Below are 12,716 nucleotides of genomic sequence, written 5' to 3' on the forward strand. Positions count from 1 at the left end.
TAGAGATCAGCTGGACTCGCGGACGATCAGTTCGGTTTTAAGCACACGGATAATGCTTTTCCAGTCAGACAGGTCACGGTTGATCTGGTCGATCAGCAGCTGCGCGGCCGTTCTGCCGATCTCTTTTACCGGTTGCGCCACGGTAGTGAGCGACGGATGTATCAGGCCGGAGGCAAAGTCGTTGCTGAAGCCTACCACCGCCATGTCTTCCGGTACCCTGAGCCCTTTCTTTTTGATGACCTGGATAATTTCGATGGCCGTGGGGTCGCTGATGGCGAAGATAGCGTCTGGCGGCTGTGGGAGGCTGAGCAGGTGCGTCACGTAGATATGCACCATATCTGTGTTGAGGTCGTAAGGAATGACGAGGCTTTCATCATAAGGCACGTTGTGTTTCTTCAGCGCCGCCTTGTAGCCATTCAGTCTCTTTTCGCTGATGCGCAGCGAGGTGGGGCCTGACAGGTGCGCGATCCTTTTACGGCCTCTTTCCAACAGGTGGCTGACAGCCTTGTAGGCGCCCTCAAAATCGTCCACGATAACTTTAGGCACATCCATATCATCGCATACCCGGTTAAAAAAAACAATGGGAATACCCTTGCGCTGGAAGATCTTCAGGTGATCGAAATTCCGGGTCTCCTTACTGAGCGATACCAGAATACCGTCTACCTGATTGGCCAGCATCACCTTTGTGTTGGCCACTTCCGTTTCATAGCTTTCGTTGGACTGGCAGATGACGGTATTGTATCCTGCTTTGCTGGCCACTTCCTGTGCCCCGATGGTCACATTGGGAAAATAGGAACTGGTGAATTCAGGGACAATTATCCCGATGGTATTGGTTTTCCGGGTGATGAGGCTGATGGCCAGCATGTTCCGTTGGTAGTCCATTTTCTCCGCCAGCTCCAATACCGCCTGCCGGGTATCGGCTTTCACGCTGGGATGGCCCGTCAGCGCGCGGGAGACAGTGGACTTGGAAAGCTGTAGCGCTTTGGCAATGTCGACGATGGTCACCTGGTGTCGTTTCATAACTCGCAAATTGTATGAAGCCAAAGAAACGAAATAACCTTTAAATTGGGAACATTCCCATAGATTGGGAATGTTCCCAATTTAAAAGCGGACCTTTTTTGTAGCATCTGTGCCTGTTTGTTTACATCTTTGGATAACAAATTCACACGTATGGAAGAACTGTTGTCGACAACTTTATGAGTGGGCAAGCTATACCTGATTATTTCCACAGCGCCACTTCCCGGTAGAAGCAGAAAAACTAGTCATTAAAAAAACAGCAAGGGGAATGCAAAAAATGAGTTTCACGTTAACGGGGTATTGGATACTCCCGTTTTTTATCATCTGTATATGGATGAACAGTACTGCGCAGCAACCAACCCCGGCGGTGACGGGCAAAATCACCGAAGCTTCCGGCACGCCGCTGCCTGGCGTAACCGTCCGCGTTAAAGGCGGTAAGATATCGGCCGTTACCAATGAAGAAGGTATTTACAACATCAAAGTAAACAGCGTTCCCGGCACTATTCTCCTGTATTCCTACATCGGGTATGTCAGCCGCGAAGTGAAACTGACTGCCGGCAGAACAGCCTACAACATTACCCTGGAGCCAGCTGTGAAAGGCCTTAACGATGTAGTGGTGATCGGTTACGGCACGGTGAAACGAAAAGACCTCACCGGTTCCGTCGGAGAAGTGAAAATGGCGGACATGGCCAAAGCCCCGGTGCCTTCCTTTGAAGAAGCGCTCGGCGGCCGTGTGGCAGGGGTGCAGGTCTCCGCCAGCGACGGGCAACCGGGCGCCCCGCTCAATATCGTCATCCGCGGCAACAACTCTGTCACCCAGGAAAATTCACCCCTCTATGTGGTAGACGGTTTCCCGATGGAAAACCCCTCCAACAATATTTTTAACCCCGAAGAAATCGCCTCCATTGAAGTGTTGAAAGACGCATCGGCCACCGCCATCTATGGCGCCCGTGGCGCTAACGGCGTCATTCTCATCACCACTAAAAAAGGGAAAACAGGTACTCCTGTACTCACTTATCAAACATGGATGGGGTTCCAACAAAATCTGAAGAAACAAAAAATGATGGACCCGTACGAGTTCGTAAAATTCCAGCTGGAACAAAACAGTACCCTCTATACGCCCATCTACCTGAAAAATGGTAAAACACTGGAAGACTACCGCGATGTGAAAGGCGTCGACTGGCAGGACCAGGTGTTGCGCAACGCTTTCATGCAAAACCACAGCCTATCTATGAGAGGCGGCAACGATAAAACAAAATATGCGCTGTCCGGCTCCCTGCTTGATCAGGACGGGATCATCATCAACAGCGGATTTAAACGTTACCAGGGCCGCATGGTGCTGGACCAGCAGGTGAGCAATAAAATAAAGGCAGGCATCAACCTTAACTATACCGCTACCAAAACATACGGCGCCTTTGCTTCCACCACCAATACAGGGCCCACGTCCAGCCTCATGTACAGCGTATGGGGCTATCGCCCGGTAACCGGCGATTCCACCAATGGCGGTTCACTGATCGATGAACCGTTTGACCCCGATGTGGACCCGCTGAGCGAATACCGCATGAACCCGATTATCTCTAACCGCAACGAATACAATCCGGCGTTTAACAATACCCTGATCGGCAATGCCTATGTGGAATATAAACCAGCCAGGTACTTTACCCTGCGCATAAGCGGCGGTATCACGCGGGAGGCTGTACGAAAAGACGTGTTCAACAATTCCAATACCCGGCTGGGCAATGCGAAAAGCAGCGCCCTGGGCGTCAACGGTTCGGTGAGCAATGCGGAACGTAACAGCTGGCTCAATGAAAACACGCTCACGTATGCACGTGTTTTTAACAAAGACCATAACCTGAACGTGATGGGTGGCATGAGCATGCAGAAAACACAAACCTACAGTTATGGCTTCAGCGCTTCCCAGGTGCCTAACGAATCGCTGGGCATGAGCGGTCTCGATGAAGGGATTATTACTGCAGCGCCTACGGCCCGCTCTGCCAATACACTGATGTCTTTCCTGGGAAGAGTAAATTACGGTTATAAATCCCGTTACCTGCTCACGCTTTCGTTCAGGGCGGACGGTTCCTCCAAATTTCCTGTCAGCAACCGCTGGGCCTACTTTCCCTCTGGCGCGCTGGCATGGCGTATTATCGAAGAGCCGTTTATGAAGAATGTCCACGTGCTGTCAGATGCCAAAATCCGTGTGGGGTATGGCACCACCGGCAACAACCGGGTGCCGGATTTCGCTTACCTCACGGCGTTGCAGCTGTTCCCGTATTCGGGCTATGCTTTCGGCAATTCACCGGTGCAGGGCATTGTGCCCAATAACCTCGGTTATCCTGAACTGAGATGGGAAACCACCGCACAAACAGATATAGGCGTTGACGTTGGCTTCCTGCAAAACAGGATCACCCTGTCGGCCGACTACTATAAAAAGAATACGCGTGACCTGCTGCTGAACGCCACCCTGGCGCCTTCTATGGGTTACCTCAGTGGCATCCGCAATATCGGCAAGGTATCTAACGAAGGACTTGAAATTACGATCAACAGTACGAATATCCAACGAAAGAACTTTAGCTGGTCCACCGGTTTTAATATTTCCTTTAACCGCAACAAGGTACTACAGCTCAATGAAGGAGAGCCCAGCTACGCCAGCCGTATTACCTGGGGCAATTTCAACAATGCCTATCCGTATATCGCTGTTCCCGGCCACCCTATCGCCTTATTCTATGGCTTTCTGTTTGATGGCATCTACCAGTACAGTGATTTTAATAAGCTGGGTGACGGCTCTTATGTGTTGAAAAACGAAGTGCCGAACAACGGCAACCCTGCCGGCAGTATTCAGCCTGGCTATATCAAATTCAGGGACATCAACGGTGACGGCAAAGTGGACAACAATGACCTGACCATCATCGGGAACCCTAATCCGAAGCATATCGGCGGACTGTCCAACAATTTCACCTACCGCAATTTTGACCTGAACATTTTCCTGCAATGGAGCTATGGCAATGACCTGCTCAATGCCAACCGCATTGAATTTGAAAATGGTGACGTGACCCGCAATTTCCTGAATATGTTCGCTACTTATGCGGACCGCTGGACACCGGAGAACCAGAGCAACAGTCTCTATAAAGTAGGTGGACAGGGCCCGCTGGTATATTCATCCCGGACGATAGAAGACGGTTCTTACCTGCGGCTGAAGACTGTCGCCCTCGGCTATACGCTGCCGGCGAAAACACTCAAAGCCGCGAAGATAAAGACGCTGCGGGTATATGCTTCCGCGCAGAACCTGCTCACCTGGACAAACTACTCCGGCCTTGATCCGGAAGTATCTGTGCGGAATTCTGCGCTCACACCTGGGTTTGACTGGTCGGCCTATCCCAAGGCACGCACGGTTACTTTCGGATTAGACGTAACCTTTTAATGACCTTAAAAGTTGTGAAGATGAAAATTGACAATATCAAAACATATATCGTGATGTGCTGCGTGCTGGCAGGTTCCCTGTTCAGCGCCTGCAACAAATTCCTGGACACCAGGCCGGAAGATTTTGTGACACCGGAAAACTATTTCAATACTGAAGCAGACCTGGACCGTGCGCTGAACGGCGTGTATAACCGGTTGATCGATACTTACGGGAGAATGTATTCCCGCGGGCTTTACAGTTTCCTGTCCATCAGCGATGAGTTCTTTTACAAAAATGTGTCGGTCAATAACCTCCGTGTGCTGGACTTTGACGCCGGGCAGCTGGACGTGGGCAAATTATGGGAGGTGGCCTATCAGGGCATTGACCGTGCCAACCTGTTGCTCGAAAATGTGAACAAACCGAAAATGGATGAAGCCAAAAGAAACGCGATCAAGGGGCAGGCACTTTTCCTGCGGGCGTATTTTTATTTCGTGTTGACAGACAATTATGGTGGCGTGCCGTTGAAACTTTCCTCCACCACATCTCCTACAGCGTCTAACCTGCCGCGCGCTTCCGTGGCCGAAGTGTATGCGGCCATCGTGGCGGACATGAAAGCAGCGGAGCCATTGGTGAATGATATCAGCAACTATACAAATAATGAGCGTGTAACCACCACCGTAGTACAGGCCATGCTGGCGCGGGTGTATCTTACCATGGCCGGGGAGCCGTTGAAAGATGTGTCGAAATATGCTGATGCGCTGACCTATGCCGATAAGGTGATCAATTCAGGTAAACATTCACTGAATCCTTCTTACAGCAATATTTTTATCAATCATTCCAAAGATGTCAATGAGCCACAGGAGTGCCTCTGGGAGATAGGGATGTATGGTAACCAACAGGGCACCGCGCAAATAGCCGGTGGGGTGGGCATCGAAAACGGACTTGAATGCCCGGACGACAATATCGGTTATTCCGGCGGTGCGGTGCATCCCACGGCGCGGCTGTTTAACTTGTTTGAAGCCGCTGACCAGCGTCGTGACTGGGCCATTGCGCCTTACAAATATGTGGTCACCGCAGGCGTTGTGTCCAAATCGTTTTACACCGCTGCGCAGGTATATGACCGCACTGCGGGCAAATGGCGCAGGGAATATGAAACACAGGTGCCTAAAAACCGGTTGTATAACTCCACTAATTTCCCCGTGATACGCTATGCCGATGTGCTGCTCATGAAAGCAGAAGCAGAGAATGCCGTCAACGGCCCGGTGGCCGCAGCGTATAACGCCATCAACCAGGTGAGAAGAAGGGGGTATGGCAAAGCTTTGAATGCTGCCGATCCTGCGGTGGACCTGCCGGCAGGACTGGGCAGCACGGATTTCCTGCAACGGTTGCAGGACGAAAGAGCACGGGAGCTGTGTTTTGAGGGTATGCGTAAACATGATCTGGTTCGTTGGGGCCTGTACGTTAGCAAGATGCAGTCCCTCGCCACAGAAGTGAACAACACAGCGCCTGCTGCCTGGAAATACGCCGGCAGCGCCGGTAAGAACACCACGGCGCGGAATGTGCTGTTCCCCGTTCCTAATACTGAAATCACCATCAACCGTCTTATGACTCAAAATCCCGGCTGGTAAAATATGACGATACGACCTCTTATATACCTGATGATCATCGCCGCTTTTTGCGGTTGCGCCAAGGAAAAGGTGACTACGCCGGCGCTGGAGGTGACTACCAGTGGCACCACCTTTAAAGCTGGTGATACCGTGGCGTTTGTTTTCCGGGGCAATCCGGACAATATCACTTTTTATTCCGGCGAACCCGGACGGCAGTACGAATACCGGAGCCGCACCACGGCAGATAATGATTTGCAGGTAGACTTCAGTACATTGGTGCAGTTTGGCAGAATATATCCTAATCTGCAATTGCTGGTGTCCAACGATTTTACAGGCATAGCAGATGTGGAGCATGTGAAGGCCGCCACGTGGAAGGACTTGTCGGCCAAAGCGGTGTTTTCCACCGGGCAGGACAATACACCTTCCGGGGTGGTCAGCCTGAAGGAATTTGCCGATTCGTCCCGGCATCCGCTGATCTATATCGCTTTCCGGTATACCGACACCAATAAGCCAGAGGGGCAGAACCGTTGGGTAGTGCGTACCTTCACCGCCAACAGCGTATCGGCAGACAAGGTAGTCACGCCGCTGGCCACCATGGCCACCGCGGGCTGGAAGGCGGTAGACTTCAGAAATCCGGCGTTTGGGTGGACCGTCACATCGGCACAGCTATTGATGCCCAACAGTAAAAATACAGATGACAACGAAGACTGGGTGATCTCCAAAGGATTTGACCCTACTGCCGTAAAACCTGACCAGGGCGTGGCCTTGAAGAATATCAGCAACACCCTGGCGGGATATAAATATGTGTTTGCCCGTCCGGGCACCTACCGGGTGGTATTTGAGGCGTCTGCCGTGCGTTATAACGGAGAGAAACATATTACCAGAGAACTAACCTTAACGATTACACCCTGATGAACGCAACCATAGATACCGCCGTTATTGTAGTTTTTTCCCTGTTTATCATGCTGGTGGGCTTTTCCTTTTCCAGGACGGGGAGGAACCTCAAATCCTTTTTTGCAGCCGGAGAGGCCGTGCCCTGGTTTATTGGAGGGTTGTCCCTTTTTATGAGTTTCTTTTCCGCCGGCACTTTTGTAGCATGGGGTTCCATTGCCTATCAATACGGATGGGTGGCCATCACTATCCAGTGGACCATGTGTATTGGCGCGCTGGTGACAGGGCTGTACCTGGCGCCGCGCTGGAAAGCTACCGGCAATCTTACCGCGGCGGAATTCATCCGGGAGCGGTTGGGAGAACGCGTGCAGAAAGCCTACATCTATATCTTTATGCTGGTGTCTTTGCTGATCAAGGGCTCTGTGTTGTATTCCGTGGCACGGCTGGTGAGCGCTTCATTGGGATTACCGCTGATGCCTTCCACCGTGGTGCTTGGGCTTTTTATGATCGCGTATACCGCCGTGGGCGGCCTGTGGGCCGTGATGGTAACAGACATCCTGCAATTTGTGGTGCTGACTGCGGCAGTGCTGATCATTATCCCGCTGGCTTTTGATGCCGCAGGCGGCGTACAGCATTTTCTGCATTTTTCCCCGGAAGGTTTTTTCAGTGTGGTGAATGGCGAGTATACCTGGGGCTTCATCCTGGCGTTTGCCTTGTACCATGTATTTTATATCGGTGGCAACTGGACCTTCGTACAACGCTACACCAGCGTAGATACGCCGAAGTCCGCCTCTAAGGTGGCGTATCTTTTCGCCGCGCTGTACATCATCAGCCCTGTGCTGTGGATGTTGCCGCCGATGTTGTACAGAGGTATCAACCCGGGGCTTCATGGCCTCGAAACGGAGAATGCCTATCTCATGATCTGCAAGCACGTGCTGCCGGCAGGTTTGATGGGGCTGATACTGACCGGTATGTATTTTTCCACCTCTGCTTCCGCCAATACAGCATTGAATGTGGTGTCCGCCGTTTTTACGAACGATATCTACAAAGGTTCTATTAACCCCGGTGCTTCCGACAAAACACTGATGCGCGTGGCAAGGGTATCTTCCTGGTTCTTCGGGCTGGGTATGATTGCCATTGCGCTGATAGTGCCTTATATCGGAGGCATTGTGGAATTTACGCTAAGCATTGGGGCCATCACAGGAGGGCCGCTGCTGGCGCCGCCTATCTGGGCGTTGTTTTCCAGAAGGCTAACGGGAAAGGCTACCCTATATATTACGATGGTCAGTTTACTGGTGAACCTGGTGTTTAAAATGGTCCTGCCGCTCACAGCGGGCGTAAAGCTTGACCGTGCCGGTGAAATGCTGCTCGGCGTTGGACTGCCTTTTGTGTTGCTGGCGCTGTACGAATGGTACCAGCGCAGCAGGGGCGCTGTCAGCGACGAGTACGTTCGGCTGCAACGCCATCGCGCGCAGCGCAAAGCAGAAATACCGGAAGCCAGCGCGGAAGAATCCATCGAAATACAAAAACAAAACCGGTTCGGGTTAAAGGTGATCGCTTTCTCGCTTGCTTTCATTGCCCTGTTGTTATACGGACTGTGTTTCTTCTCACAAAAGAGCACTACTATAGTGGCTGCCATTGCCACTACGGTCCTCATTGTGTCGATCATACCGCTGAGGGCTGCACGAAAAACGAAGACCACCGCTAAACCGGAACCGGTAGAAAGTATTTAAACGACATGAGAAAAACCATATTCACCCTTATTGGCTGCCTATTAGTTGTACTGGCGGTTACAGGCCAGCCGGCTGTTGTAACGATGAACAACAGCGCGCTCCGGTTGTCGTGGAAGAACGGCGCCGCGGGCTGGCAGCTGGCACATATTGCTGTGAACCGCCAACAGCGGTGGCAGCCGTTGCCACATGCCAGCGGGGAATATACGCTGTTGTACAGTGCAACGAAGCCGGACAGCAAACCCCTGCCCCTATACGACAAATCCGGTAAACCACTCGTTTTCCCGGAGCCGCAATACCGGTACATCATCCCCGTGTGGGAATCGGCTTTGTCCCCGGTGCCGATGAATACGGCCGGTACGGCGCTTCATTTTTATCCTGCTGCCGTTACCAAAGCAGCGGACGGTTCGCTGTCGTTTACCGGTGAGAACAATACTGCCGTACTCACTGCCCGCTGGGGTTTCGATGCTGCGTTTCCCGGCGACATCTGTGTAACCTTGCTTTTGCGTGCAAAGGCTACCGGTTACTATTCGCTGGCAACGCCCACGCTGGCCACCATGGAAGAACAGGACTTGCAGTGGGCGGGCATCCCGGGTTATTTTCAGAGTAATCATATAGAGAAAGATTTTATCAAAGCCTATGCGTACATGCAGGGCATTCCGGACAAGCCTGTTATTGTGCGGGAACGCACCGCTACCACACTTGCGCCTTTTATCTCTACCCGCGGGCAGCTGACGCTGGCCGTGATACCGGCGCCGGGCACCGCCCGCGATCCGTGGGAGAAAGACCAGCGCAGCAACAGTAACTGGCAACTGGGCCTCTCGCTGATGAACCGCAAAGCGGCGCTGACACCAACGGCTTACCATCCCGTACTGGGTGAAAAAGGATCTTACCTGCAAAAAGGGGATACCATAAGTTTTGTATTCCGTTACAGCCTGCAACCGGCGGACTGGTACACGGTGTATAAACATGCAGTGAATGACATTTATCGCTTTCCCGGTTTCCTGTCGCTGAAGAAAACCAAACAGTCCCTCACCAGCCGCATTCTCCGGATGCATCATTACCTCGCGGATGATAGCACCTCCATGTGGAAGGTGGAAAACTATAAAGGGGTGAACATCGGCGCACAAGCTTACCTGGGCGGCGTATATGGTGCTGAAAAAGACGCCTTTAAAAATTCCGATTACGGCGCCATGTGGATGCTGGCCAATATCACTCAGGACAGCGTATTGCAGCGTACCCGCCTGCCTTATGCGCGTAATTTTAAACTGATGCAGCAGGAGCAGCAACCCGGTTTTTTCCAGGGCGCCGCTGCAGGTCAGTACTACCTGTCTAAAAGCCGCCGCTTCACTGAAGAGTGGGGGCCTTATGTAGAGCCGATCGGGACTACCTATTACATGATGATGGACATAGGCAATGTGCTGCTGTTTAACCCGCACGATACTACGTTGCAAAGGGCGCTGCGTACCGCGGCCGACAGGCTGCTGGCGTGGATGGGGCCTGGTGGTAACTGGGCGGTGGCGTACGATCATGCCAGCGGTAAACCGATGTTTACAGAAGTGGAAGACCTGCGGCCTACTTTTTATGGTTTGCTGATAGCGTATAAGATTTTGGGTGATAAAAAATACCTGTATGCAGCAAAGAAGGGGGCGGACTGGTACATTGCCAACGCCACAGAAAAAGGCTGTTTCCTTGGCGTATGCGGAGATGCGCGGTTTGTGCCCGACTTTGCCACAGGCCAGAGTGCAGGCGCGCTGCTGGAGTTGTATGAGGCTACCAAAGACGCCCGGTACCGCGCCGCCGCTATCCAGACGGCGAAATTGTATACCACCTCCGTATATACGCAACCGGTACCTTCTGTGGAGAAAAAGCTGGTGAATGGCCGTCAGCGCGAAGATTGGGAAATCAGTCAGGCCGGGCTGAGCTTTGAACACGGCGGTATTATGGGTTCTGCCAACCACCGCGGGCCTATTGCGCTGGCCAGTCACGCAGGCTTGTTTGTCCGGATGTTTGGCCTCACCCGCGATTCTTTGTTTCTCAACATGGCCCGTGCCGCGGCCCTTGGCAGAGATGCTTTTGTAGACAGCGCCACCAGTGTGGCGTCTTATTATTGGGACGCCATGAATAAAGGCGCCGGCCCTTATCCGCATCATGCCTGGTGGCAGGTGGGCTGGATCACAGACTACTTGTTGTCCGAAATACAACTGCGTTCTGCCGGTAACGTTACTTTCCCGCATGGGTTCATTACGCCGAAGGTTGGGCCGCACCAGACATATGGTTTCGCACCGGGAAAGGTGTATGGCACTACAGCGGACCTATTGCTGCGCGAGGATATGTTACAGGGCGCCGGCCCTTACCTCGATTATTACTGCGCGATCAGCCGCAAAGAGAAGAAGCTTTTCCTGTTGCTGTTGAACAATAGTCATCTTCCTTTGAAAGATACCCTTCAGGTGAACTATGACAAAGTGCTGCCGGGTAAGCTGTTGCGGCCGAAGAATGCTGTTTATCTCCATAAAGGAACACAGCAGGCTGCCAATGTAATACAGGCGTTTCCGTTAGCGATAGCGCCTTATGGACTAAGTGTAATTGCTATTAACTATGAACTATAAACGTTTTTTTACAATACTTTCCGGCGGCCTGCTGCTGCTGACATCCGCGTATTGCCAGGGCAGGGAAGAGGCCGAGGAGGCACGGCTCATTGCCGCTTCTCAGGCAGGCGCTTCACCCTTGTATTTTAATCCGGGAGATGCCACCGTACCGCTCGTCAGCACCGGTGGCTTTTATAACAATAATGAATGTACCGTGCGTGGCGGCCTGCCGCATTTCTTTCGTAAGGCGGCGGCTGGCCAGCCGCTCACCATCGGCTTCATTGGTGGTAGTATCACGCAGGGCAACCAGTGTTACCGTCCGCAGGCAGCGCGGTACATACAGTCCATGTTTCCGGCTGCGGTCATGAGAGGCATCAATGCCGGTGTTTCCGGAACGGGAACAGACCTCGGGGCCTGCCGCCTGTATGACCAACTGATGCAATACCGGCCTGACCTGGTGTTTGTAGAGTTTGCGGTGAACGGCGCCTGGCCTGACGGCATGGAGGGCATTATCCGCCAGATCAGAAAAACATCGCCACAGACAGACATCTGTCTGATTTATACGGTCAATATCGGGCATACGAAAGCCTATGCTGAAGGCCGGGTACCGGAACATATACAGCTGCTGGAGCAACTGGCAGAGCATTATGCGTTGCCCTCCATTCACCTCGGTATGGAACCTGTCGCGCTGCTGCAGGCAGGAAAGCTGGTGTGGAAGAGCGCAACAGACGTGCCCGGGAAGATCGTTTACTCCCGTGATGGCCTGCATCCCGTGATGGCAGGTGGCAATTTATATGCCGCCGCTATAGCGAGGGGCATGCGCAAAATACAGGCTGCTGAAAGCGTACAGCCGGTGGCGTTACCCGCGCCGCTGCTGGCAGACAACTGGGAAGATGCGGGCATGTACGATCCCTTGCAGATAGCGATCTTCAGCGATGGCTTTACAAAGACGCCTACGGACCAGCTGCCGCTGAAACAGTTCCACGGCTGGTTTCCTTATGTGATGGCGGCTGAACGGCCCGGTGCTGCTTTCACGTTTCATTTCACCGGCACCATGTTCGGCATCTTCGATATCGGCGGTCCGGAAATGGGCCAGCTGGAAGCTGAAGTAGACGGCCGACGGATGAAACTGGCCAGCCGATCCTCCAAAGGGACGCGTTTTCTGAGCGGAGCGGAGGAGACCGACAGCAGCGGCAGCTTTACCATCAACCGGTTCAATAGTTTTTGTAATAACCGTTACAGAGGCCAGTATGAGATGATCATCCTGCCGCCGGGCAAACATACCGTCACCCTGCGCCTGTCGGCAGATAAGGCGGACAAACGCACCATACTGGGCCCTGCACAGCAGGAGGATATTACGCTTCATCCGGAGAAGTATGACCGTACCGTCGTTTATATCGGTAAGATTTTATTGCGGGGAAAACCCGGCAGGTAATGCATAACCCCGGTGCAGCTTGTTGGGAACATTCCCGGTAAATGGGAA

The 12,716-nt window shown here is 52.7% G+C and carries 7 protein-coding genes; 6 read left to right on the forward strand and 1 reads right to left on the reverse strand.

The features are described from left to right. Window positions 1–6: 6 nt before the first annotated feature. A complete protein-coding gene (locus ACTJJS_RS08280; RefSeq protein WP_343743983.1) occupies window positions 7–1,020 on the reverse strand; it encodes a LacI family DNA-binding transcriptional regulator in 1,014 nt (337 codons plus the stop codon). Between the two features lie 265 nt (window positions 1,021–1,285). Here ACTJJS_RS08280 and ACTJJS_RS08285 point away from each other — a divergent pair, with 265 nt between their 5' ends. From ACTJJS_RS08285 to ACTJJS_RS08310, 6 genes are read left to right on the forward strand one after another with little or no spacing between them, the layout of a single operon-like run. Next, window positions 1,286–4,438, forward strand: coding sequence for a SusC/RagA family TonB-linked outer membrane protein (locus ACTJJS_RS08285; protein WP_440663276.1), 3,153 nt, complete (start codon window positions 1,286–1,288; stop codon window positions 4,436–4,438). Window positions 4,439–4,458: 20 nt separating this feature from the next. Continuing rightward, on the forward strand, window positions 4,459–6,045 hold the full coding sequence (locus ACTJJS_RS08290) for a RagB/SusD family nutrient uptake outer membrane protein (protein ID WP_440663277.1): 1,587 nt from the start codon (window positions 4,459–4,461) through the stop codon (window positions 6,043–6,045). Window positions 6,046–6,048: 3 nt separating this feature from the next. Continuing rightward, on the forward strand, window positions 6,049–6,936 hold the full coding sequence (locus ACTJJS_RS08295; protein ID WP_440663279.1) for a DUF5017 domain-containing protein: 888 nt from the start codon (window positions 6,049–6,051) through the stop codon (window positions 6,934–6,936). After that, on the forward strand, window positions 6,936–8,648 hold the full coding sequence (locus tag ACTJJS_RS08300) for a sodium:solute symporter family protein (RefSeq protein WP_440663281.1): 1,713 nt from the start codon (window positions 6,936–6,938) through the stop codon (window positions 8,646–8,648). The genes ACTJJS_RS08295 and ACTJJS_RS08300 overlap by 1 nt, the downstream gene beginning before the upstream one ends. A 5-nt stretch (window positions 8,649–8,653) precedes the next feature. Then, window positions 8,654–11,254 (forward strand): glycerophosphoryl diester phosphodiesterase, encoded by a 2,601-nt coding sequence (locus ACTJJS_RS08305; protein ID WP_440663282.1) that lies wholly within the window; start codon window positions 8,654–8,656, stop codon window positions 11,252–11,254. After that, entirely contained in the window at window positions 11,244–12,668 is a 1,425-nt protein-coding gene (locus ACTJJS_RS08310; RefSeq protein ID WP_440663283.1) for an SGNH/GDSL hydrolase family protein, read from the forward strand. The genes ACTJJS_RS08305 and ACTJJS_RS08310 overlap by 11 nt, the downstream gene beginning before the upstream one ends. Window positions 12,669–12,716: the final 48 nt, after the last annotated feature.

This window comes from Chitinophaga sp. 22308 (genome assembly GCF_052045305.1).
In the GTDB taxonomy this organism is placed as follows: Bacteria; Bacteroidota; Bacteroidia; order Chitinophagales; family Chitinophagaceae; genus Chitinophaga; species Chitinophaga varians_A.